This is a genomic window from Streptomyces sp. HUAS MG91 (assembly GCF_040529335.1).
Lineage (GTDB): Bacteria > Actinomycetota > Actinomycetes > Streptomycetales > Streptomycetaceae > Streptomyces > Streptomyces tabacisoli.
In genome coordinates this window covers 5,526,530-5,552,698 of record NZ_CP159534.1, presented here as the reverse complement: position 1 = coordinate 5,552,698, position 26,169 = coordinate 5,526,530, and the positions used below count along the sequence as shown (strand labels likewise).

Here is a 26,169-nt window from a genome sequence, read left to right as displayed (position 1 = left end):
CGTCGCGGTGTCTACGCTGGGTGTGTGTAAGTCGGGCAGTCGCCACCGGGCAGAACCGGTGGCCTTACCAGCCGAGGAATCCCGTGAGTGACACCCCATTCGGTTTCGGCCTTCCGCCGGAGGAGCCGGAAGACGGCGACGAGGGCAAGAAGAAGGACCAGCAGGGCGGTGGCGGTCAGGGACCGGCCAATCCGTTCGGATTCGGCGGCATCCCGGGCCTCCCCGGCGCGGGCGGCCCCGGTGGCGCGGGCGGGGACAACCCGTTCGCGGCGATGTTCGGCTCGATGAATCCGAACGATCTGGGTGCGGCGTTCCAGCAGCTCGGCCAGATGCTCTCGTACGAGGGCGGGCCGGTGAACTGGGACATGGCCAAGGACATCGCCCGCCAGACGGTCTCCCAGGGCACGCAGGACGGCGTGAAGGACGCGAGCGTGGGCCCCGCCGACCGCACCGCGGTCCAGGAGGCGGTGCGTCTGGCCGACCTGTGGCTGGACGACGCGACGTCGCTGCCCTCGGGCGCCGGTACCGCGGTGGCGTGGAGCCGCGCCGAGTGGGTCGAGGCGACCCTCCCGGCGTGGAAGGAGCTCGTCGACCCGGTCGCCGAGCGGGTCGGCATGGCCATGGGCGACGTGCTGCCCGAGGAGATGCAGGCCATGGCGGGCCCGCTCATCGGGATGATGCGTTCCATGGGCGGCGCCATGTTCGGCTCGCAGATCGGGCAGGCGCTCGGCGTGCTCGCGGGCGAGGTCGTCGGCTCCACGGATGTCGGCCTGCCGCTGGCCCCGGCCGGCAAAGCCGCGCTGCTGCCGCTGAACATCGAGGCGTTCGGCAAGGACCTCGGCGTCCCGCAGGAGGAGGTCCGCCTCTATCTGGCCCTGCGCGAGGCCGCCCACCAGCGGCTCTTCGCCCACGTACCGTGGCTGCGCTCGCACCTGTTCGGCGCGGTGGACGGCTACGCGCGCGGGATCAAGGTCGACACCACCAAGCTGGAGGACGTGGTCGGCCAGTTCGACCCGCAGAACCCCGAGCAGATCCAGGAAGCACTCCAGCAGGGCATGTTCCAGCCGGAGGACACCCCGGAGCAGAAGGCCGCCCTGGCCCGTCTGGAGACCGCTCTGGCGCTCGTGGAGGGCTGGGTCGACGCGGTGGTCCACGCGGCCGCCAAGCCGCGTCTGTCGTCCGCCGACGCGCTGCGCGAGACGCTGCGCCGCCGCCGTGCGACCGGCGGCCCGGCCGAGCAGACGTTCGCGACGCTGATCGGTCTGGAGCTGCGTCCGCGCCGGCTGCGCGACGCCTCGCGCCTGTGGGCCTCGCTCACGGACGCGCGCGGGGTCGACGGCCGTGACGGCCTGTGGGCGCACCCGGACATGCTGCCGACGGCGTCCGACCTGGACGACCCGGACGGTTTCGTCCACCGTGAGCAGCTGGACTTCTCCGAGCTCGACAAGATGCTCGGCGAGGCGGCCGGCGGCAGCGGCGACAAGCCGAAGCTCACCAAGGACGACGACACGGGCGAGGACGACGACACCAAGTGAGCCTGTACGACGACGCGGTCCTGGTGCTGAAGGGCTACGAGGACCAGCCGGAGCTGCGCCAGGTCTACCTGGACCACCTCTCCGCGCACGGTGAGGCGGGCATGTGGAAGCCGTGCACGGCCGGCCACCTGACGGCGAGCGCCCTGGTGATCGACCCCGCGCGCGGGCGGGTCCTGCTCACGCTCCACAAGAAGCTGCGGATGTGGCTCCAGATGGGGGGCCACTGCGAGCACGGTGACCGGACGCTGGCGGCCGCGGCCCTGCGCGAGGCGACGGAGGAGTCCGGCGTACCGGGTCTGACGCTGCTCGCGGGCGGGCCGGTCCGTCTCGACCGGCATCCGATCCCGGGCCCGTGCACCCAGCACCTGGACGTGCAGTACGCGGCGCTCGCCGCGCCGGACGCCACGGAGGCCATCAGCGACGAGTCCCTGGACCTGCGCTGGTTCCCGTACGACAAGGTCGCTGACGTCGCCGACACGTCAGTGGTCCGCCTCGTGGAGGCGACTCGGGCGCGCCTGTAGCGGCGCCCTGGTATGGGTAAGGGGCAGTCGCTATGGCGACTGCCCCTTACCCATATGCCTACGCGGCGCCTAGCTCCAGACGTTGCCCTGGTTCGCGCCGCGGGCGCCCTGCTGCCCCATGCCGTACTGGGCGGCGAGACCACCGCCGATCGCCGCGTGCTGCGGCGGCAGCAGCTCGCTGGGCTGGACGAGGGCGTAGCCGCTGCCCATGAAGCTGAGCTCCCAGCCCTCACCGGTGTTGCCCCGGCGCCGCCAGACGCCCGAGGAGTGCGTCTGCGCCTGCATCTGGACCCGGAGGCCGGTCGACCAGGCGACGATGGCGTCCGCGTCGACATTGACGTACTTGTCGGGCGTGACCTGCATCATCAGCGGCTGGCCCGACGTCATCAGGGCGACCTTGCCGCGCCCGGTGATGTTGAGCTGGTACTTGCCGGAGCCGGAGATGCCGAACTGGCTGTCCACCGCGATGACCTCGTGGTGCAGGCCGGAGTCCATGGCCAGGACGTAGTTGCTGTCCACGGTCAGGCCGTCCTGCTCCACGTCCACCACGTGCACGTACTGGGCGAGGTTCGCGAGGTAGACGATGCCCTGGCCGTGGCAGCGCATGAGGCTCAGGCCCTCGCCGGTGATCGCGCGGGCGCGCTGCTGGCCGTGCGCCTGGTACTCGCCGTCGAACTCGACGAGTCCCTGGTAGGCGACCATCGAGCCCTTGCGGGCGAGGAGGTCGTCGTGGCCTTCCAGGACGACCCGCAGCATCTGCGGGTTCTGCACGGTGTAGCGGTCCTGTGACTGCTGGTCGGCGTATGCGAAAAGCGGGCTCTGCATGGTGTGTCGCTCCCCCTCAGCCCCGGACTCGGAGACGGTCGGTGCTGTCCTCGCTGGGCTGTACGACGACGATGCCCTCGCCGGAGAAGCCCATCTGGTAGGCCTCGCCGCTGCCGCGCCCGATGAGCGAGCCGGCCCGGAAGCTGCGCTTGCCCTTCACCTTCAGCTGCGGCGACCAGGCGATGAGCGCGTCCGGGTCCACGTACGTCTCGTCCTCGCCGCGTCCGCAGTCGACGACGATCGGGGTGCCGCGCGAGGTCAGGGCGACATAGCCCTGGCCGCTGATGGTGATGTTCCACAGGCCCTGGCCGGTGAACTTGGCGAGGCCCTTCACGCGCTCCACGCCCCACTGGAGGTGGGCGTCGAGGGCGAGCAGGTTGGTGCCGTTGACCGAGATCGAGTCGCCGCCCAGGTTGATGACGACGACGTCCGCGCCGTAGTCGGCGAGGTAGAGCAGGCCGTCGCCGGACGCCTTCATCAAGGGCGCGCCCTCGCCGGTGATCCAGTCGCGGGCGATCTGGCGCACGGCGGGCGGGTTGGGCTCGTACTGGACGAAGCCTTCGTAGGCGACCATCGATCCCACACGCGCGAGGAGGTCGTTTCCGGTCTGCATGGCGACCTTCAGCATGTTGCTGCCGTGGTTCTCCATGCGGGCGGCCACGGGTGTCGGGGCGAAGCCCGCGAGTGGCTGGTTCATGACGGGCTCCCTCAGACCTCGTACGGCTGGACGACGATGAAGTTGCCGGGTGCGCCCCGGAACTGCAGGTTCACGCCTTCGCCGCTGTGGCCGGGATAGGCGTTGCGGCGCATGCGGACCTGGCTGGAGACGATCGCCTGGGCGGCGGCGGACCAGGCCACCACCGCGTTGGAGTCGGCGAACGTCGTGGGGGTCACCGGCAGGACCACGGGGGTGCCGTGGGTCTTGACGACGACGGTTCCGGTGCCCTGGAACTGCATCACGAACAGGGCGCCGCCGGGGATGCCGTGTCCCTCGATCCTGCGCACCTCGTACTGAAGGCTCTCGTCGAAGGCCAGCACGTTCTCCGAGGAGACGCAGATGGCGTCGCCCTGGAGCTCGACGGGGTGCAGGTAGGAGGCCTCTTCGGCGAAGAACACCTGGCCGCGGCCGGTGCAGCGCATCAGCTGCATCTCCTGGCCGGTGGCGTTGCCCACGATGCGGCCCGCGAAGCCCGCTCCCTTGTAGCTGAAGTCGACCTTGCCCTGGTACAGCACCATGCTGCCCTGGCGGGCGAGCACGGGCTGGTCACCGGCGGCGCCGAGGTCGACGCGGATCAGCTTCTTGTTCTGCGGCGTCCAGCGCTGGCCGGTGGGCGCCTCGCGGTACTTCTCCAGGGCAGCGGCGACGCCGGGCGCCGCGGCCTGCTGCGGCACGCCCTGCGGGACGCCTTGGGGGCCGCCGAACGGAGACGGCGCGGCGGGCGGCTGCTGGTAGCCGGGCGGCATGGGCGGGGTCGGGGACTGCGGTCCGTAGCCGGGCGGCAGCGTCGCGCCTCCCTGGCCCGGGACCTGGCCGAACTGCTGCTGCGGCTGCTGCTGCCCGTACGGGTTCGGGGCGGACGGGGGCGGCGGCACGGTGCCCGGCGGTGTGGTCAGGGGGCCGACCACGGTGGGCGCCTGGTGGATCGACGGTGCGGCCGGGGCGGGCGGGGGCGGCGCCTGCGGCGGCGCGAAGCTCTGCGGCGCGGGGGCGGGCGGAGGCGCGGGAGCGGGCGGCGGCATGGGCGCGGGCGCCGGGGTGGCCGGGGCGCCGAAGGCGGGCGGCGCGAAGCCGGGGGCCGCGGTCTGCTGGGGCGGCGCGGGCGCGGCGGCGGGCTCCTCCTCGGCGACCTCGCCGCCGAAGTTCTTGAGCAGCGCGTCCAGACCGCCGTCGAAGCCCTGTCCGACAGCGGCGAAACGCCAGACGTCCTTCAGGTAGAAGTCGCCGAGCATCACGGCACGCTCGGTGGAGAACTCGGCGCCGTTGAAGGCGTACCGGGCCACCTCCTCACCACCGGCGACGATCCGGATGTATCCCGGGCCCACCTGCGACATCTGTCCCGCGCCGTCGATGGTCGCGGTGAAGGACAGCTTCTGGATCTGGGCGGGGATCTTGTCGAGCGTGACGCGGAAGGACTCGGTGTCACCGGCCTGCGCGCCCAGGAGCTGGACGGACTCCTCGGGCGTCTTCGGCTGGTTGAAGAAGACGAAGTAACGGTCGTCGGAGAGCCGCTCCTCGGCGTCGAGGCCGAAGCAGCTGATGTCGAAGGTCAGTCCGGGACCGGCGATCTGTACGCCCACGTACAGATCGGTGCCCGCCGTGAGGTCACTGATCTTGGCCTTGTGGCCGCGTTGGAATTCCCTGGCCATGCGTAACGACCGTCCCCCATCCCGATGGTGATTGCGTCGCGCCAGGCTAACTGCAAACGCCGACATCGGTGGATGTCGGTACAGCCCTGGTACAGAACCGTCCTCGTCGGGAAGCGGGTGTCCTCAGGGATCGATCACTCGCCGCGCGCGGCCGGCGGATGCGGCAGCCGGTCCGCGGCGACCACTCCTTCGAGATAGCCGCGCGCCCTTTCCGTACGCGGATACGCCTCCAGAAGCCGCCAGAAACGCGGGCCGTGTCCGGGCACCAACAGATGGGCCAGCTCATGGAGCAGTACGTAGTCGATGACGTACTCGGGCATGCCCTGCAGCCGGTGCGAGAGCCGGATGCTGCCCTCGGCGGGGGTGCACGATCCCCACCTGGTGTTCTGGTTCGTGACCCAGCGAACGGACGCGGGGCGGGCCTTGCCCTCCAGGTGCTGCTCGGAGAGCCGCTCGGCGCGCTCGGCCAGCTCGGCGTCGCCGAGGACCCGCTTGCTCTCCTGCGCCGCGAGCTTGTCGAGCATGACGCCGACCCAGCGCTTCTCCTCGGCCTCCGACATCCGGGCCGGGATGAGGACCACGGTGCGGTCGCCCTCGCGGTAGGCGGAGACCGTCCGGCGTCGCCGGGAACTCCTGCGGACCTCGACCGCGCTCGCCCCGAGACCGCCTGGCGGCGGTTTCTCCATGCTGCGCTGCGTGGTCGTGGCACGGTGCAGTGGGTCGGCGGGCACGCCCCGACGTTACCCGCTGTACAGGGCGGAAGTCCCGCCTCCGGAAGTCTTCGGTGCGGCCCCGCGTCACCAGCGATCGATTCGTACGACTATCACCCACTGCCTGTGGACAACTTTCCGCACCCGTCGGGCCCGGCGGGCATGCTGGCCATCGATCGACGCGAACGGCTCCCGCCGCACCGGTGGGAGCACGGCACGGGGGACCATGGGGGACAGCCATGCATCCGATCCTCAAGCCCGCGCTGCGGCGCGGCTGGCACGACCTGAACACGGTGCAGTTCGGTGTGACACCGGCACACGCGGTGGTACTCGGACCGGTCGACACGGCCACCGGGAGTTTTCTGACCTTGCTCGACGGCACGCGGGGCGTGCCCCTGCTGCGGGACGAGGCCCGCCGGATGGGGCTGCCCGACGGTCATGTGGACGCGCTCCTCGACCGGCTGACCGGGGCGGGCCTGATCGACGACGCGACCGGCGGCGGACCCGAGGCCGACGCCCTGCGCCGACGGACGGCGGTCCTGGACCGGCTCCGCCCCGACCATGCGGCTCTGACGGTCACCACGTCAGAACCCGCCGAAGGAATGCGGAAGTTGGCGGCACGGCACACCATGCGGGTGCAGGTGCGCGGGGCCGGGCGGGTGGGCGCGGTGATCGCCTCGGTCCTCGCCGCGGCGGGAGTCGGCCATGTCGACGTGCGGGACGGCGGCTGCGTCGAGCCGTGGGACGTGGCGCCGGGTGGGCAGACCACGGAGGCGGTGGGCGAGCGCCGCGAGGTGGCCGCGCAGCGGGTGGTGCGTGCCACGGCGCCGGCCAGGCCGCCGCGCCCGGACCGGCGCAGGACCGCGCCACGCCCGGCCGAGCACGAGCAGGGCGGACCTCAGCTGTCGCTGGTGATCGTCGCGCCGCGGGACGGGCTCGGGATCCACTCCCCCGACCCGGTGGCCGTCGAGGATCTGATGGCCGCGGGGATCCCGCATCTGTACGCGGGCGTGGTCGAGGCCACGGGCATGGTGGGGCCCCTGGTGCTGCCGGGCGGCACGGGATGTGCCCGCTGTCTGCTCCTGGGGCGCGCCGACCGTGATCCGACCTGGCCGCGGCTGCTCGCGCAGTGGGGCTCGGGCCGCTCCTCGCGTCAGGTTCAGGCCTGTGACGTGGGCCTTTCCACAGCTGTGGCGGGGCTTGCGGCCGCTCACGGGCTGGCCTTCCTGGACGGTGAGCTGCCGTCCAGCACGGGGGCGCGCTGGGAGACGTCCGCGCCGGGGCTCGACTGGCACGCACGTCCGGTGTGGCCGCATCCGGAGTGTCCGTGCGGTGCGGGTGAGGGAGGTTACGGGAAGGAGACCCCCGTGGAGGAAGAGCCGCACGACACAATGGCGGGGTAGGCAATGGCCGACGGCGCCACGACGGCTGGACATGCGCGGCACGGCTGTCCGGCACTTGGAGGGGTGTATGTCTGATCTTCCCCGCAAGGCGGTTACCCGTACCGCCAAGCTGGCCGCTCTACCCATCGGCTTCGCGGGCCGGGCGACCTGGGGCATCGGCAAGCGGATCGGCGGCAAGTCCGCCGAGCTCGTCGGCCGGGAGCTCCAGCAGCGCACGGCGGAGCAGCTGTTCCGCGTCCTGGGTGAGTTGAAGGGCGGGGCGATGAAGTTCGGGCAGGCACTGTCCGTCTTCGAGTCCGCGCTGCCGGAGGATGTCGCCGGCCCCTACCGCGCCGCCCTCACCAAGCTCCAGGAGGCCGCGCCTCCGATGCCGACCCGGACGGTGCACGCGGTGCTCGACGAGCGGCTCGGGGCGGAGTGGCGCGAGCTGTTCCTGGAGTTCGAGGACAAGCCCGCGGCGGCCGCGTCGATCGGGCAGGTGCACCGAGCGGTGTGGCACGACGGCCGGGAGGTCGCCGTGAAGGTCCAGTACCCGGGCGCGGGCGAGGCGCTGCTGTCCGACTTGAATCAACTGGGTCGTTTCGCGCGCCTGTTGGGCCCGCTCATTCCCGGGATGGACATCAAGCCGCTCATCACCGAGCTTCGCGACCGGGTCTCGGAGGAGTTGGACTACGCACTGGAGGCGCGGGCGCAGCAGGCACACGCGGAGGAGTTCGACGGGGATCCCGATGTCGTGGTGCCGCACGTGGTGCACCAGTGCGAGCAGGTGCTGGTGACGGAGTGGATCGACGGCATCCCGCTCGCCGAGATCATCAGCGACGGCAGCAAGGAACAGCGGGACCGGGCGGGCCAGCTGCTGGCTCGCTTCCTGTTCTCGGGACCGGCGCGCACGGGGCTGCTGCACGCGGACCCGCACCCGGGAAACTTCCGCCTGCTGCCCGACGACAAGAGCGGCTGGCGGCTGGGCGTCCTGGACTTCGGCACGGTCGACCGGCTGCCGGGCGGGCTGCCCGCGCCGATCGGCGACTCGCTGCGGCTGACGCTGGAGGGCGACGCGAGCGCGATCTACGAGCTGCTGCGCGAGGAGGGCTTCGTCCGGGAGTCCATCCAGCTGGAGCCGGACGCGGTGCTCGACTATCTGCTGCCGATCATCGAGCCGGCACAGGTCGAGGAGTTCACCTTCACCCGTTCGTGGATGCGCAACCAGGCGGCGCGGATCGCCGATCCCCGCTCCCCCGCCCACCAGCTGGGCAGGCAGCTCAATCTGCCGCCGGCGTATCTGCTGATCCACCGGGTGACGCTCAGCACGATCGGCGTGCTGTGCCAGCTGGGTGCGACCGTGCGGCTGAGGGATGAACTGGAGGCCTGGGTGACGGGGTTCGTGGTCGAGGAGACCGACTCCGAGGAGACCGACTCCGAGGAGGCCGGTACCGAGGAGGGAGACCCGGAGCCGCCCGCCGCCGAGGCCTGATCACCAGCGGTCGGAGTCGAGGCGTCCCTCGATGGCCCGGATGTTCTCCCGGGAGCAGGCTTCGCAGAAGTGGCGCCGGACGCCGCCTTCGACGGAGTACGTCCAGGTCAAGGGTGTCGCCTCGGCGGTCGTACCGCAGCGGGCGCACACCAGGGTCCGCTGTTCCGGCTGCCGCGCGGAGTCCCCGCCAGGAAGAGACGTCACCCGGCGACGATAACGCCGTGCTCGGCCGATCGCCCGGCACAACGCACCGCGGGGGTCGGTCCGGTCCGGACCGACCCCCGCACGAACAGCCGGGTGCTGTCGCTGTGATTACTGCATGACGGCCATGGCGAGCGCGCGGCGGGCGCGCAGCGAGGCGCGCTCGGCACGGCGCTGCATCCGACGGGCGATCACCAGGCGCATGGCCTGGCGGTCGATGTCGGCCTCACGCATGCGCTCGTGCATATGCGCACGAGCCAGGGCTTCTGGGGCGAGTTGCATCTGACGGGTCCTGTTCTGACGCGAGTCGTTCGCGTCGGACGTCGGAAAGTCTGGAGTCACGGAGCCGGCGGGCTCGCTCGTGGACGGCTTCATCGGGGCCTGCTTCTTGGGGTCGTGCGTCAGGGGGCGGTCGATCGTTCCTCGGGTGTTCATGCCGCGACCGGGTTCTTGCGCGGGCGGCCACGCGGCCGCTTGCGGGCCACGACGACTCCCTGGATGAACAGCTCGCCACCCCAGACGCCCCACGGCTCACGCCGCTCCTTGGCGCCGGCGAGGCAGGCCTCGACCAGCGGGCAGGTACGGCAGAGGGACTTGGCGTACTCGACATCCGCCGGCGACTCCGCGAAGAAGACCTCGGGGTCGTAGGCACGGCAGGGGACGGGCACGCCGAGGTTCTCGATGGCGTCGTCGAGCGCGGTGAGCGCAGTCAGCGGGTTCAAGGTGGAGTCCTCCGTGGGGACGGGCGGGGGGAGAGGGTCTGAAGGCGGAACGGACGGGGCGTGCGCTTCGAGTTGCACGGTTTCGTCTTCCTCGTCTGGTCGTTCCGGCCGGTGGGCCGGGTGGCGGTGGTACCGGGTTCTTTTGTTGTCCCGAGGCCCCTTCGTACTGGTCCCTCGGAAGACCGCTGGTTCTTCCGGGAAAACAGAAGGGCCGCGGATCCCGGATGGGGTTCCGCGGCCCTGAAGGCGCCGGCCTGATCGAAGATCAGGCTGGATCACTCCAGGGTTCAGGCCCACGGAAGGCCCACATCGTGTGGTGGTGCGTCGTCTGCTTCCGGAATCCGGCACCGGCCGCTGCAAAGGCATAGGCCTGGGCCTGTGCCGTCGCTACTGCTTCCGGTGCCTTGGTCGGTCGCTCATTGCCCTCGCGAATCGGCAGGGAAGCGAGGGACATGCCGGACTCCGGACGCATGGCGCTGAGGCCAGACAGACCGGTGCCCAGGTTCGAGAAGCCGAGCAGGCAGGAAGCGACGACCGAGCGATCGGTCATTTTCACGGTGGAGCTGGCGTTGATGCTGATCACTGGAATCGCCTCCTCTCGGCGTCTAGGGGACCGGTGAACCGGTCCGACGGCTTTCAAGTACAACACGGAACCAGGGCCTTGGAGAAGGCCGCTGCTCTCGTGCTTAAGAACCTATGGGGATTGCTGGGGCATGCGCAAACTATTTTTTCGACGAGTTTGAATCAGGCGCCCCCCGCGCCTTCATCGGTCTCATCCCCCACCATCTGACCTGCGCAAAGAGCGAGAACATCGGAGCCGTAGGTCCGAAACTTCCGTCGGCCGACACCCGGGATGCGGGACAGCTCCCGCTCGTCGTCCGGCGAGGCCTCCGCGATCGCGATCAGCGTCTTGTCCGTGAAGACGCAGAACGCGGGCTGGCCGAGGGTGGCCGCCGTGCGCGCGCGCCACTCGATGAGCCGGTCGTAGAGCCCCTCGTCCATGTCGGACGGGCAGTCCTCGCAGCGCATCAGCTTCATCTCGGCGGCGTCGAGCGTGTGCCCGCACACCCGGCAGCGCGCCACCTTCCGGTCGCCCCGGCGCCGGGCTCCGGCCGGCGGCTCCCACACGGCGTCGTCCGGCCGCGTCCCGTGCTCGACGCCGCCGGTCCCGCCGCCCGCGCCGCGCCCGGCGGGACCGGTGGAGCCCGGCCGCAGTCCGTCGAGGAAGCGGCTCGCCCTGCGGTTCGGGCGGCCGCCCGGCGACCGGGACAGCGCCCAGGAGATGCCCAGGTGGCGCCGTGCGCGCGTCACGCCGACGTACAGGAGCCGCCGCTCCTCCTCGACCTGCTCGTCGGTCTTGGCGTACGAGATCGGCATCATGCCCTCGGCCACCCCGACCAGGAACACGGCGTCCCACTCCAGGCCCTTCGCCGCGTGCAGCGACGCGAGGGTGACGCCGTCCACCGTGGGGGCGTGCTGGGCGTTCGCCCGCTCGTCGAGTTCGGTGACGAGGTCGGCCAGGGTCGCGGCCGGGTTGGCCCGCGCGAAGTCCTCGGCGAGCCGGGCGAGGGCCGCGAGGGACTCCCAGCGCTCGCGCACGGCGCCGGACCCGGCGGGCGGCTGGGTCGTCCAGCCCTCCCCGGAGAGGACGGCTCGCACCTGGGAGGGCAGGTCGACGGCCTCGTCGAGCCCGGCGTCATTGCCGCCGAAGCGGGCCGCCGCGCGCAGGGAGTGGCCGGCCTTGCGCACCTCGGGCCGCTCGAAGAAGCGCTCCGCGCCGCGCAGCTGGTAGGGCACGCCCGCGTCGGCCAAGGCCTGCTCGTAGATCTCCGACTGCCCGTTGGTCCGGAACAGGATGGCGATCTCGCCCGCGGTGACCCCGGAGGCGATCAGCTCGCGGATGCGGCGGGCCGCGCCCTCGGCCTCGGTGGGTTCGTCGGCGTACTCCACGTAGACCGGTTCGGGTCCCGCCTCGCGCTGGGAGATCAGTTCGAGGCGGTGCTCGGCGGCGCGGCCCCTGGCCCGGGCGAGCACGCCGTTGGCCAAATGCACCACCTGGGGTGTCGAGCGGTAGTCACGGACCAGCTTGACGACGGTGGCGCTGGGATGGCGGGTGCGGAAGTTCAGCAGGTGGTCCGGGGTGGCGCCGGTGAAGGAGTAGATCGTCTGGCTGGCGTCGCCGACGACGCAGAGGCTGTCCCGGTCACCGAGCCACAGGTCGAGCAGGCGCTGCTGGAGCGGGCTGACGTCCTGGTACTCGTCCACGACGAAGTGCTGGTACTGGGCGCGGACCTGCTCGGCGATGTCCTGCCGGTCCTGCAGCACCCCGACGGTCAGCAGCAGCACGTCCTCGAAGTCGATGACGCCCCGGTCGCGCTTGAGGGTCTCGTAGTCGGAGTAGATCTGGGCGATCTCGGCGGGGTGGCGGGGGGTCTCCCGGGCCGCCTTGTGGGCCGCGGCCGCATAGTCGCCGGGGACGGTCTGGGTGACCTTGGACCATTCGATCTCCGCGGTCACGTCGCGCAGCTCACCCCGGTCCAGGCGGAGCCGGGAGGCGGCCGCGGCGTCGGCGACGAGCTGGATCTTGCGGTCGACGATCCGGGGCAGGTCGCCGCCGACCGCTTTCGGCCAGAAGAACTGGAGCTGGCGCAGGGCCGCGGAGTGGAAGGTGCGGGCCTGCACTCCCCCCGCGCCGAGCTGTCGGAGCCGGCCGCGCATCTCGCCCGCGGCGCGGTTGGTGAAGGTGACGGCGAGGACGGTATTGGGCTGGAGGATCCCGGCGCGGACGCCGTACGCGATGCGATGGGTGATCGCGCGCGTCTTGCCCGTGCCGGCGCCCGCGAGCACACACACCGGACCGTGCAGGGCCGTCGCGACGGCGCGCTGCTCGGGGTCGAGCCCGTCGAGCACCGCGTCGGCCGATTCCGGGACCTGCGGGAACAGGGTGGAGTGCGTTGCTGCTGTCACCCCGCCATGCTGCCAGGTCCGCGGGGGCGGATGCGTCGCGTTGTCCACAGGCAGCGGGCGCCGGTCGTACTAATGCGCCCGACGTGCGGGAATGGGCGCACGGTCGCGTACGTTCGACCCATTGCGAACACGCATCCCCAGCCTTGAAGGAGCGCGAGGAACATGCCGGGCACTGTGACGATGTACAGCACCACCTGGTGCGGCTACTGCCAGCGGTTGAAGAAGCAGATGGACCGCGAAGGCATCGCGTACAGCGAGATCAACATCGAGCACGACCCGGAGTCGGCGGCGTTCGTCGAGAAGGCGAACGGCGGGAACCAGACGGTTCCCACCGTCCTCTTCGACGACGGTTCGACGCTCACCAACCCCTCGCTGGCGCAGGTCAAGCAGAAGATCGGCGCCTGAGTCCCCCGGCGCCGGGGCCTACAGCGCGTCGCTGGGCTTCGGCAGGGGCTTGCCGTACCAGAGCTCGATCAGGCGGGCCGCAATCGAGATGCCGTAGGGAGGAATGACCTCCTCGGACTCGAAGGCGGCCCGCAGGTCGTCGCGGGAGAACCAGCGGGCCTCGTGGATCTCGTCCCCGTCCACGTTGATCTCCGTGGACGTGGCCTGGGCCATGAAGCCGAGCATCAGGCTGGACGGGAACGGCCAGGGCTGGCTGGCGACGTACTCGACGTCGCCGACGACGACGCCGGCCTCCTCCCACACCTCGCGGCGCACCGACTGCTCGATGGACTCGCCCGGCTCCACGAACCCGGCGAGCGTCGAGAAGCGGCCTTCGGGCCAGTGCACCTGGCGGCCGAGCAGGATGCGGTCCTGCTCGTCCGTGACAGCCATGATCACGGCCGGGTCGGTGCGGGGGTAGTGCTCGGCCCCGCAGGCCTGGCAGCGGCGGATGTGGCCCGCGGCGGCGATGACGGTGCGCTCGCCGCAGCGGGAGCAGAAGCGGTGCAGCCGCTGCCAGTTCTCCAGGGCGACGGCGTGCGCCATGAGGCCCGCGTCCCGGTGGGAGAGCAGCAGACCGGCCTCGCGCAGACCGGCCGGGCGCGCGGACTGGTCCATGCGGCCGGGCAGCGTGTCCTTCTGGAGCGCGAAGTAGCTGATGCCGTCGTCGTCGGTGCCCAGGAAGTAGCGGTGCGCCTCGGTGAGCGGGGCTTCGAAGGCCGGCGTCATGACCAGTTCCGTCGCGCCGTCCGGTGTCTCGTCGATCAGCGCCTGACCGCCGGAGACCACGAAGACCCGGGTCGTGGGGTGGCTCCAGGCGGCGGCGAGCCACGCCTCGTCGAGACGGTGGTGCGCGGCGCGGTCGATGCCGCTCGGCGCGGCGAGCGAGAGCGGCCGGTCGGCGGCGCGGTCGGTCCAGGTGGTCACGGGTGCTTCCAACTCCCCCGGTGGAATGGGTGGTGCGGCGGGCGGTTCAGCAGGAGTTACGGCTCTGCGGGTGCGGGGTGCCTCGGTCACGGAGCCTCTGCCCAGCTCTCGGCGAGATCGCCCCACAGGTGGGCGGCTGTTTCCACACCCTTCATCAAGAGGTCGAGTTCGACCTTCTCGTTCGGGGCGTGCCAGCCGTCCGAGGGGACCGAGATGCCCAGGAACAGCACCGGGGCGTCGAGGACGTCCTGGAGGTCGGCGGCGGGGCCCGAGCCGCCTTCGCGCGTGAAGCGGATCTTCTGCTCGAAGGCCTTCCCCATGGCGCGGACGACGGACTGCAGGGCGGGGTGGTCGAGGGGCGTCAGGCACGGCCGGGTGGCGGCCCCGAAGGTGATCTCGTGGCGGATCCCGGCGGGCAGCTGGTCGGCGACCCAGGCGGTGACGGCCTTCTCGACGTGGTCAGGGTCCTGCCCCGCCACCAGCCGGAAGGAGAGCTTGAGCATGGCCGACGACGGCACGATCGTCTTGCCGCCGGGGCCCTGGTAGCCGCCGCCGATGCCGTTGACCTCCGCGGTGGGCCGGGCCCAGATGCGCTCCAGGGTGGTGTGCCCGGCCTCTCCGAAGGTGGCGTGGGACTTCGCCGTGCGCAGCCACTGCTCCTCGTCGAAGGGCAGCTCGGCGAAGAGTTCCCGCTCGCGGTCGGTGAGTTCGACGATGCCGTCGTAGAAGCCGGGGACGGCCACGCGCGCGTGCTCGTCGTGCAGCGCGGCGACCAGGCGGGCCGCGGCGGTCGCCGGGTTCGGCACGGCGCCGCCGAACGAGCCGGAGTGGATGTCCTGGTCGGGTCCGTACAGCTCGATCTCGCAGTCGGCGAGGCCCCGCATGCCGGTGCAGACGGTGGGGGTGTCCTCGGACCACATGCCGGTGTCGGAGACGATCACGGCGTCGGCGGTGAGCCGCTCCTTGCGGTCCTCGATCAGCTTCCGGAAGTGCGGGGAGCCCGACTCCTCCTCGCCCTCGACGAGCAGCTTCAGGTTGACCGCGGGGGCGGTGCGGCCGGTGGCGGCGAGGTGGGCGCGCACACCGAGTGTGTGGAAGAACACCTGCCCCTTGTCGTCGGCCGCCCCGCGCGCGTGGAGGCGGTTTCCCACGACGACGGGCTCGAAGGGGTCGGTGTCCCAGCCGTCCTCGCGGGCGGCGGGCTGTACGTCGTGGTGTCCGTAGACGAGGACCGTGGGGGCCTCGGGGTCGCCGGAGGGCCACTCGGCGAAGACCGCGGGGGCGCCGGCCGTGGGCCACACCTCGGTGGTCGGGAAGCCGGTCTCGGCCAGCTTGGCGGCGAGCCAGTCGGCGCTGCGCCGCACGTCCGGGGCGTGGTCGGGCTGGGCGGACACGGAGGGGATCCGCAGCCATGCGGCCAGGTCGTCGAGGAACGCCTCGCGGTGGTCCTCGATGTACGCACGGACAGTGCTGACGGCGTTGTCAACGGGCTTGCTCATGGTCACGAGCCTAGTCCCCCGCGGAGGGGTGCTCGTCCGGCGGCTCCTCGACGACCAGCGGATCCCGGGTGAGGAGCCGCTCCAGCTCCGCCCGGCCGGGCAGGCTGCGCGGCCGTACCGTCTCCCCGGTGCGGACGTACAGGAACGCGGCGTCCACCGATTCCGGCGGTACTCCCTGCCGCTCGGCCCAGGCGAGCCGGTAGATGGCGAGCTGCAGCGGGTCGGCGTTCTGCTGGTGGCCGGTCTTCCAGTCGACGATCTCGTACGTCGTCTCCTCCCCGTCACCCTCCTTGTAGACGGCGTCGATACGGCCGCGGACGACGCGGCCCGCGATGGCCAGCTGGAAGGGGAGCTCCACCCGGTGCGGGGTGCGGTGGGCGTACGGGGTGCGCTCGAAGGCTTCCTTGAGCGCTTCCAGGTCGCGCTCGTCGGCGATCTCCGCGTCGCTCCCGGGCAGCTCGTCGGGGTCGATCATGGGCAGCCGCAGCTCTTCGAAGCGGGACTCGACCCAGGCGTGGAAGCGGGTGCCCCGGCGGGCCGCCGGCTGGGGCGGGGCGGGCATGGGCCGCACCAGCTCCTGGGCGAAGCCGTCGGGGTCGGCGGCGATCCGCATCAGCTGGTAGGCGGTGAGCGACTGGGGCAGGGGCACCTCGCGCACCGCCGCGCGGGCGCGCATCAGCTCTCCGGCGAGGGCGTCCAGGTCGCGGTCCCAGGAGTCGATGGTGCGGGCCTCCTCCGGGGTGAGCTCGTACTCGGGGGCGTGCGCGGGGTGCGGGACCGCCGGGGTGTGCGGCTGGGGCACGCGCGCGTGGTGCGCTGTTTCCGGATCCTGGGCTTCAGGTGCCGGGTGCGGGACCTTGGGGCGCTCGGTGGGCAGGTTCTCCCAGTCGTCCGGGAACTCCTCGTCCGGCACGGGGGGTTCGTCCTCGCCGAAGGCGTCGTCGTCCGGCGGGGGCGGCCAGTCGGGGTCCTCGAAGGGCGGCTCGTCGTGGGCGGCGGGGTGGGTCCGGGTGTGGGCGCGTGCCTGCGCGGGGCCCGCCGCGCGCTCCAGATGGGCGAGGACGGTGTCGGCCGCCGCGCGCCGCCGGGCGAGGGACGCCTCGTCGAGCGGCAGCGGCCAGGCCTGCTCGGCCGACGCCTCCTGAAGGGCCGGGTTCTCCTCGTCGTCGCCCGGTTCGTCCGCCCAGACCTCGATGTCGCCGTGGCCGGTGGCGCAGTGGTCGTACAGCGCCTGGAGGAAGTCGGAGGGGCCGCGCTTCTTCTTCTGCGACGGGCCCCACCAGTGCCCTGAGCCGAGCAGCAGGCTGCGCGGGCGGGTGAACGTGACGTAGCCCAGCCGCAGTTCCTCGGTGTGCTGGTGGTCCTTCATGTCGGCCTGGAAGGCCTTCATGCTCCTGGAGTCCCACGCCTCGATGTCGGGCAGGGTGGCGGCGTCGCCGCGCAGCGCGTGCGGCAGGACCTTGCCCTGGGCGGTCCACTTCTCGCGGCCCTGGGTGCTCGGGAACGTGCCGGTCACGAGTCCGGGGACGGCGACGACGTCCCATTCGAGGCCCTTGGACTTGTGGGCGGTGAGCACCTTCACGGTGTTCTCGCCGCCCGGCAGCGCGTTGTCCAGGCCCTTCTCGTACTGGGCCGCGGTGCGCAGGAAGGCGAGGAAGGCGAGCAGGGTCGCCGAGCTGTCGTTGGCCGCGAAGGAGGCGGCGATGTCCAGGAAGTTGGACAGCGTCTCGCGACGGCGGGCCGCCAGGGCGTGCGGGGACGCCGAGAGTTCGACCTCCAGGCCGGTGACCGCCAGGACCCGGTGCAGTACGTCCATGAGCGGGTCGGACAAGGAGCGGCGCAGGTCGCGCAGTTCGGCGGCGAGGCGGGCGAAGCGCACGCGCGCGTCCGGGGAGAACGGCAGCCCGTCGTCGTCCCCGTCGGCCTCCACGGAGGTCTCCAGGAACGTGTCGAGCGCGTCCGCCAGCGATATCACCTCGGACGGGTCGACACCCTCGACCGCCTCGGCCAGGCGCCGGTCCGCGTCGTCGGTGTCATCGCCGGCGCTCCCGCGCGTGTGGGACACCAGCAGGCGCGCCCGGCGTCCGAGGAGCGCCAGGTCGCGCGGGCCGATGCGCCAGCGCGGGCCGGTCAGGACACGCACCAGTGCGGCGTTCGCGCCGGGGTCCTGGAGCACGTCGCACACGGAGACCAGGTCGGCGATCTCCGGGAGGTGCAACAGGCCGGATAGGCCGACCACCTCGACGGGGATGTCGCGGGCGACGAGCGCGCCCTGGATCTCGGCGAAGTCGGTCGCGGTGCGGCACAGGACGGCGATCTCGCCGGGTGCCGTCCCGGTGGCGACCAGGTGGGCGAGGGAGTCGGCGAGCCAGTCGATCTCCTCGCCGTGGGTGCGCAGCAGGGCGCAGCGCACCAGGCCGTCGCGCTCGGCCCCGGGTGCGGGGCGCAGGGCCTCCACGCCCGCGTGCATCGCGCGCAGCGGCTCGGCGAGGCCATTGGCGAGGTCGAGCAGCCGGCCGCCGCTACGGCGGTTCTCGCTGAGCGCGAAGCGGGTGGCGGGCCCACCGTCGGCGTGGGAGAAGTGCTCGGGGAAGTCGTCGAGGTTGGCGACGGAGGCGCCGCGCCATCCGTAGATCGCCTGGCAGGGGTCGCCCACGGCGGTGACGGCGTGCCCGGTGCCGCCGCCGAACAGGCCCGCCAGCAGGATCCGCTGGGCGACAGAGGTGTCCTGGTACTCGTCGAGCAGCACGACCCGGAACTCGTCGCGCAGGATCTCGCCGACCTCGGGCCGGGTGTCGGCGAGGGTGGCGGACAGGGCGATCTGGTCGCCGAAGTCGAGGACGTCCCGGGTGCGCTTGGCGGCTCGGTAGTGCCCCACCAGCTCGGCCAGCTCCAGCCGGGCGGCGGCGGCCTCGGGCACCTTGCGCAGATCGGCGTTGCTGAGCTTGACGGCTTCCAGGGTGTGCAGCAGCTCTTGGTCGTGGGCGCGCAGCCTGCCCGGCTGTACGAGGTGTTCCGCCAGCTCTCCGTCGAGGGTCAGGAGATCGCTGACCAGATCGGCGAAGGAGCGGGTGAGCGCCGGGTACGGGCCCGGGGCCTCGCGCAGCACGCGCGCGGCGAGCTGGAAGCGGGTGGCGTCGGCAAGGAGCCGCGTCGTCGGTTCGAGCCCGATGCGCAGGCCGTGGTCGGTCAGGAGGCGGCCGGCGAAGGCGTGGTACGTGGAGATCACCGGCTCGCCCGGTGGGTTGTCCGGGTCGATGGCGTCGGGGTCGGTGACGCCCGCCCTGATCAGGGCCTTGCGGACGCGCTCGGCCAGCTCGCCCGCCGCCTTGTTGGTGAAGGTGAGGCCGAGCACCTGCTCGGGCGCGACCTGTCCGGCGCCCACCAGCCAGACCACGCGCGCGGCCATCACCGTCGTCTTGCCGGAACCGGCTCCGGCCACGATCACCTGCGGGGCGGGCGGCGCCGTGATGCAGGCCATCTGCTCCGGGGTGAACGGGATGCCCAGCAGCTCCTTGAGCTGTTCGGGGTCGGTGAGGCGTGTGGTCACCTCATCGAGGCTAACCGGCACCACCGACAGCACCGGCCCGTTCCGCCGCGGCGGAGGCGCACGTCACTCCACGACGTGCTTGCCCTCGGGTCGCGCGCTGCACGAGGCGCGGAAGGCGCAGTGCGTGCAGTACTGGCCGGTGGTCGGCGCGAACCGCTCGTCGAGGACCTTGCCCGCCGCGGTGGCGAGGAGGTCGCCGACCCACTCCCCGTCCAGCGGCTCCTGCGCCTGCACCTTGGGAAGCGTCTCCCCGCCGTCCTTCTTGGCGGCGCCCTGCCGCAGCTGCACCAGTTCGGCGCCGCCGGGGTGCGGGCGCGCGCCGTCGAAGGGCTCGTCGACGGCGCCCTCGGTGACGGCGAGCTGGTAGACGGCGAGCTGTGGGTGGCGTGCGACGTCGGCGGCGCTGGGCGCCTGTTTCCCGGTCTTGAAGTCGACCACGTAGGCGCGGCCTTCGGCGTCCCGCTCGACGCGGTCCATGGAGCCGCGGATGCGCACTTCGTAGGAGCCCGCTTCCAGCGTCACGTCGAAGTCGTGCTCACTGGCGACGGGGGTGCGCCCACCGCGGTCCATGACGTGCCACTGGAGGAAGCGCTCCAGCGCCACGCGCGCGTGCTCCTTCTCCTGGGCCGACTTCCAGGGCGCGTCGAAGGCGAGGGCGTCCCACACCGAGTCGAGGCGTTCCATGAGGACGGCCAGGTCGGCGGGGGTGCGCCCGGAGGCGACCTCGTCGGCCAGGACGTGCACGACGTTGCCGAAGCCCTGGGCCGCGGTGGCGGGGGCGTCCGCCTTGACCTCGCGGCCCAGGAACCACTGCAGGGCGCAGGTGTTGGCGAGCTGGTCGAGGGCGCTGCCGGAGAGCACGACGGGCTTGTCGCGGTCGCGCAGCGGGACCTTGCTCTCGGTCGGCTCGTCCATGCCCCACCAGCGGTACGGGTGGGCGGACGGCACCAGGGGTCTGCCGTCGTCGTCGCTGAGCGCGGCGAGCCGGGCCAGGCGGCGGGCGGCGGCCTCGCGCAGGGCGTCGGACACGCGCGGGTCGACGGTCGTGGCGCGCAGCTCGGCGACGAGCGCGGCGACGGACAGGGGGCGGCGCGGGCGGCCCGCGACGTCCTTGGGCTCGACGCCGAGCTCGGTCAGGAACCGGGAGGGCTGGTCCCCGTCGTCGGCGGGCGCCTTCACCGCGGTGACGACCAGGCGCTCCCGCGCGCGCGTAGCGGCCACGTAGAACAGGCGGCGCTCCTCGGCGAGCAGCGCGCCGGGGGTGAGCGGTTCGGCGAGTCCGTCGCGCCCGATGCGGTCGGCCTCCAGGAGGGAGCCGCGGCGCCGCAGGTCGGGCCACAGGCCTTCCTGGACGCCCGCCACGACGACGAGCCGCCACTCCAGGCCCTTGGAGCGGTGCGCGGTCATCAGGCGGACGGCGTCGGGCCGTACGGCGCGTCCGGCGAGGGTGTCGGCGGCGATGTCCTGGGCCTCGATCTCCTCCAGGAAGTTGCGCGCGCCGCGGCCGCCGGTGCGCTCCTCCGCGCGCGAGGCGACGGCGAACAGCGCGCACACGGCGTCCAGGTCGCGGTCGGCGTTGCGGCCCGCGGCGCCGCCGCGCCGCGCGGCTCGCTCCAGCCGCTGCGGCCAGGGCGTGCCGTTCCACAGCTCCCAGAGGGCCTCCTCCGCGGTGCCTCCGTCGGCGAGCTTCGCGCGGGCCCGCGCGAGCAGTGCGCCCAGGCGCTGCGCACCGCGCGCGTACGCCGGATCCTGCGCGGCGAGCCGCTCGGGCTCGGCGAGAGCACGCGCGAGCAGGTCGTCGGAGGGCGGCGGCAGAGGGTTGCCCCCGGCGCGCTCCTCCTCGCGCAGGGCGCGCCCGAGGCGGCGCAGATCGGCGGCGTCCATACCGGCGAGCGGCGAGCCGAGCAGCGTGAGAGCCGTCTCGGTGTCCAGCCAGCAGGACGCTTCGGTATCCGTCTCGCCTTCAGAATCCGTGCCGGACTCGGAATCCGGGTCGGCCTCGGAATCCGGGTCCGCGTCCGGTGCGGTCTCCGCCGGGCCCTGCGCGACCGCCTTCAGCGCGGTGAGCAGCGGCATGACCGCCGGCTCGTGGCGCAGCGGCAGATCGTCGCCGTCTATGTCCACCGGAACGCCGGCCGCGGTGAGAGCGCGCCGCATGGACGGGATGCCCCGCGCGCCCGCGCGCACCAGTACGGCCATGTCGCTCCACGGGACGCCGTCCTCCAGGTGCGCGCGGCGCAGGATGTCCGCGATGTTGTCGAGCTCCGCGCCGGACGTCGGGTACGTGTAGACCTCGGCCCGGCCGCCGTCGCGCACGGGGCTGAGCTCACGGTGGGCGCGCACCTTCTCCGCGGGCAGCCGGGTCAGCGGCATCCGCTGGGTGACGCGCCGAGTGGCGTCCAGGAGGCGGGCGCCCGAGCGGCGGGACGTGGTCAGCACCTCGACCGGCGCGGGCACGCCCGTCGAGCGCGGGAAGGCGTGCGGGAAGTCCAGGATGCCGTTGACGTCCGCGCCGCGGAACGCGTAGATCGACTGGTCCGGGTCGCCGAACGCGACCAGGGTGCGGCCGCTCCCGGCGAGGGCGTGCAGCAGCCGTACCTGGGCCGGATCGGTGTCCTGGTACTCGTCGACGAACACGGCGTCGTACTGGGCGGCCAGCTGCTCGGCGACCTCGGTGCGGTGGGCGAGCAGGACCGCGCGCTGCACCAGTTCCGCGTAGTCGAGCACGCCCTGCATGTCGAGGACGTCCAGGTATTCGGCCAGGAAGGTGGCGGCCGCGCCCCAGTCCGGGCGGCCGATGCGCCGGGCGAAGGAGTCCAGGGCCGCGGGCCCGAGGCCCAGCTCGCGGCTGCGGGCGAGCACCGCGCGCACCTCGTCCGCGAAGCCGCGCGTGGTGAGGCAGGCGCGCAGTTCGTCGGGCCAGCGCACGTGGCCGAGCCCGGCCCGCTCCAGGTCGATCTGGCCCGCGAGCAGCTCTCGTACGGTGACGTCCTGCTCGGGGCCGGACAGCAGGCGCAGCGGCTCGGCGAAGAGGTCGGCGTCCTGGTGGGCGCGGACGAGGGCGTAGCAGAACGAGTGGAACGTCGTCGCCTGCGGGGCGCGCGCCGCTCCGATGCGCAGGCCCATGCGGTCGCGCAGTTCGACGGCGGCCTTGCGGCTGAACGTGAGCACCAGGATGCGCGCGGGTTCGACGCCCTGGGCGATGCGGGCCGCGACCGCCTCCACGAGCGTGGTGGTCTTGCCGGTGCCCGGCCCGGCCAGCACCAGCAGGGGGCCGTGTGCGTGGTCAACCACCGCACGCTGACGTGCGTCCAGACGAGGGGGGTCCACGGGTGCCGGCGGGGTACGCACCAGTCGGTACGCGCCGGGCATCCCCTGTCGAGCCTGGTGCTGCGACAGGTAGCGGGTGGACGAAGAGGAGCTCACGTGGATCGCTGGTCCTGGTGGGTGTGCTGGTGGTCGACGCGTCGTCCGCGCGAGGCGGTGGCCGCGGGGTGAGGGAGGTGTCTGCCATCGACGGTGCCGTCGACGCTACGCCGTCGAGTGTGGCGGAAGCCGGGCTTCCGGCGCCTGTCCCGGCCCCCGTCCGGCACAGGTGTGCGCTGTCTCACGAACGGACACGGGCCTCTCGAAGTGCCCCCCGCGTCCCGTTTCCCCCGTACGGGCCACCGGCACCCCACCCGCGCGCGGGATGGCGGAAGCTGTCAATTGTGAGCTTCCGTACGGGTCTGCCCGTCCCATCGAGCCCGCTTCATGTCGAGGCGCGGCAGGTGGCCCTGGACGGCACGGGACGCCTCACGCAGCGGGGTGCTCTCCTCCCGGTAGTGGTCGAGCGCCCGCAGCTCGTGGCCGGGCAGCATCGCTCCGTCGGCGCGCACCACGCGCCACCACGGCACCGCTCCGCCGTAGAGGGCCATCACGCGCCCGACCTGGCGCGGCCCGCCCTCCTCCAGCCACTCGGCGACGTCCCCGTACGTCATGACGCGCCCGGGCGGAATCAGCTCCGCCACCTCGAGCACCCGCTCCGCGTACTCGGGAAGTTCTCCTGCCGGCTCGCTCTCCTCGCTCATCCGACCCATCCTGCCGCACGGCACCGACAACACCGGCGGAACGGCGGGCGGTGCCCTGGACAGATGTACGAGAAGGCGCTTGCCGACGACTCCGCGCCCCACGGATGCACCCTGATGCCCCCCTACGGCCATGGGACATGCCACCATCGTGCGGGCGGTGACTGGTGATACGAGATCAAGAAGAGACGACGGAGCAGAACGTGCACCCCGACAAGGCGGAGGGCACTTCTGTGGCACCGGCGCGCCCTGAGGAAACGGCCGACAAGGCCACCGAGACCAAGCACGAGCAGCCGCTGCACGACCCGGACTGCGTCGACGGGGACGCGCACGCGGAGCGGGTCGACGGCGACGAACCGCTGCTCCCCGCGCGCGTGCACCGCCCGTCCGACCTCATGCGCCTGCTCGCGGGTGTGCTGGCGGTCGCGGTGCTGCTGGCCATCGCCGCGTTCGCGCACGCCACGACGACGGGTTTCGCCCAGGACATCAACAAGGGCACCGAGCAGGCACCCGACCTGCTGACCAAGTTCGCCGGGTTCGCGTCGAGCATCGCCATCCTGCTGGTGCCGGTGGCGTTCGCCATCGAGCGGCTCATCAAACGTGACGGGCTGCGGATCGCCGACGGTGTGCTCGCCGCGGTCCTCGCCCACGGAGTGACGCTCGCCACGGATCTGTGGGTCGCCAAGGCGGCGCCCCAGTCCATCCAGGACGCGCTCACGAAGGTGTCCCCGAGCGACATCCACGCGCTCACGGACCCGGTGCACGGCTATCTGGCACCCGTCATCGCCTATATGACGGCCGTGGGCATGTCCCGAAGACCACGATGGCGTGTCGTGCTGTGGGTGGTCCTGCTGCTCGACGCGTTCACGATGCTGGTCACCGGCTACACCACACCGTTCTCGATCATCCTGACGATCCTCATCGGCTGGACCGTCGCCTACGGCACGCTCTACGCGGTCGGCTCCCCCAATGTGCGGCCCACCGGGCAGACGCTCCTCGCGGGCCTGCGCCACGTCGGCTTCCACCCCGTCAGCGCCTCCCGCGAAGAGGCGCACGAGGGCACCACGGAGAACGGCGACCGGGGCCGGCGCTACTTCGTCACCCTGGAGGACGGCCCACCGCTCGACGTCACCGTGGTCGACCGGGAACAGCAGGCCCAGGGCTTCTTCTACCGCGTGTGGCGGCGGCTGACGCTGCGCGGCATCACCCAGCGCCGCAGCCTGCAGTCGCTGCGCCAGGCGCTGGAGCAGGAGGCGCTGCTCGCCTACGCGGCGATCTCCGCGGGGGCGAACGCCCCGAAGCTGATCGCCACGTCCGAGCTGGGCCCCGACGCCGTGATGCTCGTCTACGAGCACATCGGCGGCCGTTCCCTCGACGCGATCCCGGACGAGGAGATCACCGACGATCTGCTGCGCGACACCTGGCACCAGGTGCAGTCGCTCCAGTCACGGCGGATCGCGCACCGGCGGCTCGCGGGCGACGCGATTCTGGTGGATCGTTCCGGCAAGGTGATCCTCACGGATCTGCGCGGCGGCGAGATCGCGGCCGGTGAACTGGTGCTGCGCATGGACATCGCGCAGCTGGTCACCACGCTGGGCCTGCGGGTGGGTGCCGAGCGGGCGGTCGCCTCCGCGGTGGGCGTCCTCGGTCCCGACCCCGTCGCCGACTGTCTGCCGCTGCTGCAGCCGATCGCCCTCACCCGCTCCACCAGGGCGACGCTGCGCAGGCTGGGACGCGAGCGCGCCCAGCGGGAGCGCGAGGCCGTCCTGGAGGCGTCCGACCGGGCCAAGCAGGCCCGCCTGGAGGCGTCCGACGCCGAGGCCGAGATCGACGCCAAGAAGTCCGTACGGGCCGAGAAGAAGTCCGAGAAGGCCGAGAAGAAGTCCGAGAAGCGGGCCCTCGACGAAGCCCTGGACGAGGCCCGCGAGGAGGATCTGCTCACCCAGATCCGCCATCAGGTGCTCCGCATCAGGCCGCAGGCGCCGGTCGAACCGGCCCGCCTGGAGCGCATCAGGCCGCGCACGCTGATCAGTTTCATCGCCGGTGCGATCGGCGCGTACTTCCTGCTGTCGCAGCTCACTCACATCGACTTCGGTGCCATCGTCAGCGAGGCCGAGTGGGGCTGGGTCGGGCTCGCGGTGGTCTTCTCCGCGCTCAGCTACGTGGCCGCGGCGATGAGCCTGCTGGGCTTCGTCCCGGAACGGGTGCCCTTCATGCGGACCGTCGCCGCGCAGGTCGCCGGGTCGTTCGTGAAGATCGTGGCGCCCGCGGCGGTCGGCGGCGTGGCGCTCAACACGCGCTTCCTCCAGCGGGCCGGAGTACGTCCGGGCCTGGCGGTCGCCAGCGTCGGCGCCTCGCAGCTGTTCGGCATGTGCAGCCACATCCTGCTGCTGCTGACGTTCGGCTACCTCACAGGGACGGAGAAGACGCCCTCCCTGTCGCCCTCGCGGACCGTCATCGCCGGCCTGCTGACGGTCGCCGTGCTCGTCCTGGTGGTGACGTCGATCCCCTTCCTGCGGAAATTCGTCGTCACGCGCGTGAGGTCGCTGTTCGCCGGTGTCGTGCCGCGCATGCTCGACGTGCTCCAGCGGCCGCGGAAGCTGCTCACCGGCATCGGCGGCATGCTGCTGCTGACGGCCTGCTTCGTGATGTGCCTGGACGCCTCGATCCGGGCCTTCGGCGACGAGAACACGAGCCTGAGCCTGGCCAGCGTGGCGGTCGTCTTCCTGGCCGGCAACGCGCTCGGTTCGGCCGCGCCGACCCCGGGCGGCGTGGGCGCCGTCGAGGCGACGCTGACGGTCGGTCTGATCGCGATCGGCCTCCCGAAGGAGGTCGCCGCCCCCGCGGTGCTCCTGTACCGGCTGCTCACCCTGTGGCTGCCGGTCCTGCCCGGGTGGCTGTTCTTCAACCACCTGACCCGCAAGGGCGCTCTGTAGGCCGCTCGGCGCCGGGCACCCGCC

Annotated in this window: 20 protein-coding genes; 6 read left to right on the top strand and 14 right to left on the bottom strand. The window is 72.2% G+C overall.

The features are described from left to right. Window positions 1-83: 83 nt before the first annotated feature. Entirely contained in the window at window positions 84-1,535 is a 1,452-nt protein-coding gene (locus ABII15_RS25455) for a zinc-dependent metalloprotease (RefSeq protein ID WP_353944611.1), read from the top strand. Beyond that, window positions 1,532-2,056 carry an NUDIX hydrolase gene (locus tag ABII15_RS25450; protein ID WP_353944610.1) on the top strand — a complete coding sequence of 175 codons (525 nt, stop codon included), beginning with the start codon at window positions 1,532-1,534 and terminating at the stop codon, window positions 2,054-2,056. Before ABII15_RS25455 ends, ABII15_RS25450 begins: the two co-directional genes overlap by 4 nt. Before the next feature lie 69 nt (window positions 2,057-2,125). Here ABII15_RS25450 and ABII15_RS25445 read toward each other — a convergent pair whose 3' ends face one another. The 4 genes from ABII15_RS25445 to ABII15_RS25430 all read right to left on the bottom strand — a co-directional run bounded on the left by ABII15_RS25445 (window position 2,126) and on the right by ABII15_RS25430 (window position 5,979). Continuing rightward, the gene (locus ABII15_RS25445) at window positions 2,126-2,881 is read right to left on the bottom strand and encodes an AIM24 family protein (protein ID WP_353944609.1); all 756 of its coding nucleotides are present in this window, start codon (window positions 2,879-2,881) and stop codon (window positions 2,126-2,128) included. A 16-nt stretch (window positions 2,882-2,897) separates the two neighbouring features. After that, window positions 2,898-3,578 carry an AIM24 family protein gene (locus ABII15_RS25440; protein ID WP_111666394.1) on the bottom strand — a complete coding sequence of 227 codons (681 nt, stop codon included), beginning with the start codon at window positions 3,576-3,578 and terminating at the stop codon, window positions 2,898-2,900. 11 nt (window positions 3,579-3,589) lie between these two features. Then, the gene (locus ABII15_RS25435; RefSeq protein ID WP_353944608.1) at window positions 3,590-5,248 is read right to left on the bottom strand and encodes a TerD family protein; all 1,659 of its coding nucleotides are present in this window, start codon (window positions 5,246-5,248) and stop codon (window positions 3,590-3,592) included. 134 nt (window positions 5,249-5,382) lie between these two features. Next, window positions 5,383-5,979, bottom strand: a complete 597-nt coding sequence (locus tag ABII15_RS25430) for a M48 family metallopeptidase (protein WP_353944607.1) — start codon at window positions 5,977-5,979, stop codon at window positions 5,383-5,385. A gap of 218 nt (window positions 5,980-6,197) precedes the next feature. Between ABII15_RS25430 and ABII15_RS25425 the strand changes: the two genes are divergently transcribed. Both ABII15_RS25425 and ABII15_RS25420 read left to right on the top strand, forming a co-directional pair. Then, window positions 6,198-7,361 carry a ThiF family adenylyltransferase gene (locus tag ABII15_RS25425; protein ID WP_353944606.1) on the top strand — a complete coding sequence of 388 codons (1,164 nt, stop codon included), beginning with the start codon at window positions 6,198-6,200 and terminating at the stop codon, window positions 7,359-7,361. Window positions 7,362-7,428: 67 nt separating this feature from the next. Next, on the top strand, window positions 7,429-8,832 hold the full coding sequence (locus tag ABII15_RS25420) for an AarF/ABC1/UbiB kinase family protein (protein WP_353944605.1): 1,404 nt from the start codon (window positions 7,429-7,431) through the stop codon (window positions 8,830-8,832). Here ABII15_RS25420 and ABII15_RS25415 read toward each other — a convergent pair whose 3' ends face one another. From ABII15_RS25415 to ABII15_RS25395, 5 genes are all read right to left on the bottom strand, one after another. Continuing rightward, a complete protein-coding gene (locus ABII15_RS25415; protein ID WP_353944604.1) occupies window positions 8,833-9,036 on the bottom strand; it encodes a hypothetical protein in 204 nt (67 codons plus the stop codon). 108 nt (window positions 9,037-9,144) lie between these two features. Beyond that, window positions 9,145-9,468 carry a hypothetical protein gene (locus ABII15_RS25410; protein ID WP_351451735.1) on the bottom strand — a complete coding sequence of 108 codons (324 nt, stop codon included), beginning with the start codon at window positions 9,466-9,468 and terminating at the stop codon, window positions 9,145-9,147. Then, entirely contained in the window at window positions 9,465-9,833 is a 369-nt protein-coding gene (locus tag ABII15_RS25405) for a WhiB family transcriptional regulator (protein WP_111666400.1), read from the bottom strand. The genes ABII15_RS25410 and ABII15_RS25405 overlap by 4 nt, the downstream gene beginning before the upstream one ends. Before the next feature lie 187 nt (window positions 9,834-10,020). After that, window positions 10,021-10,338, bottom strand: coding sequence for a hypothetical protein (locus ABII15_RS25400; protein WP_353944603.1), 318 nt, complete (start codon window positions 10,336-10,338; stop codon window positions 10,021-10,023). 161 nt (window positions 10,339-10,499) lie between these two features. Beyond that, window positions 10,500-12,722, bottom strand: a complete 2,223-nt coding sequence (locus tag ABII15_RS25395; protein WP_353944602.1) for an ATP-dependent DNA helicase UvrD2 — start codon at window positions 12,720-12,722, stop codon at window positions 10,500-10,502. Window positions 12,723-12,884: 162 nt separating this feature from the next. Here ABII15_RS25395 and ABII15_RS25390 point away from each other — a divergent pair, with 162 nt between their 5' ends. Further along, window positions 12,885-13,127, top strand: coding sequence for a mycoredoxin (locus ABII15_RS25390; RefSeq protein ID WP_255973298.1), 243 nt, complete (start codon window positions 12,885-12,887; stop codon window positions 13,125-13,127). Between the two features lie 18 nt (window positions 13,128-13,145). On the opposite strand, the gene nudC is transcribed toward ABII15_RS25390, so the two are convergent. The 5 genes from nudC to ABII15_RS25365 form a co-directional block, all read right to left on the bottom strand. Continuing rightward, window positions 13,146-14,093 carry an NAD(+) diphosphatase gene (gene nudC / locus ABII15_RS25385; RefSeq protein ID WP_353944601.1) on the bottom strand — a complete coding sequence of 316 codons (948 nt, stop codon included), beginning with the start codon at window positions 14,091-14,093 and terminating at the stop codon, window positions 13,146-13,148. A gap of 86 nt (window positions 14,094-14,179) precedes the next feature. Then, window positions 14,180-15,592, bottom strand: coding sequence for a dipeptidase (locus ABII15_RS25380; RefSeq protein ID WP_353944600.1), 1,413 nt, complete (start codon window positions 15,590-15,592; stop codon window positions 14,180-14,182). 10 nt (window positions 15,593-15,602) lie between these two features. Then, complete coding sequence (locus ABII15_RS25375; RefSeq protein ID WP_353944599.1) at window positions 15,603-19,142, bottom strand: ATP-dependent DNA helicase; 3,540 nt, start codon at window positions 19,140-19,142, stop codon at window positions 15,603-15,605. Window positions 19,143-19,205: 63 nt separating this feature from the next. Beyond that, window positions 19,206-22,568: an ATP-dependent DNA helicase gene (locus tag ABII15_RS25370; protein ID WP_353944598.1), complete on the bottom strand. Its 3,363-nt coding sequence runs from the start codon at window positions 22,566-22,568 to the stop codon at window positions 19,206-19,208. A 278-nt stretch (window positions 22,569-22,846) separates the two neighbouring features. Further along, a complete protein-coding gene (locus ABII15_RS25365) occupies window positions 22,847-23,212 on the bottom strand; it encodes an MGMT family protein (RefSeq protein WP_353944597.1) in 366 nt (121 codons plus the stop codon). A gap of 164 nt (window positions 23,213-23,376) precedes the next feature. Here ABII15_RS25365 and ABII15_RS25360 point away from each other — a divergent pair, with 164 nt between their 5' ends. Further along, complete coding sequence (locus tag ABII15_RS25360) at window positions 23,377-26,145, top strand: lysylphosphatidylglycerol synthase transmembrane domain-containing protein (RefSeq protein ID WP_353944596.1); 2,769 nt, start codon at window positions 23,377-23,379, stop codon at window positions 26,143-26,145. Window positions 26,146-26,169: the final 24 nt, after the last annotated feature.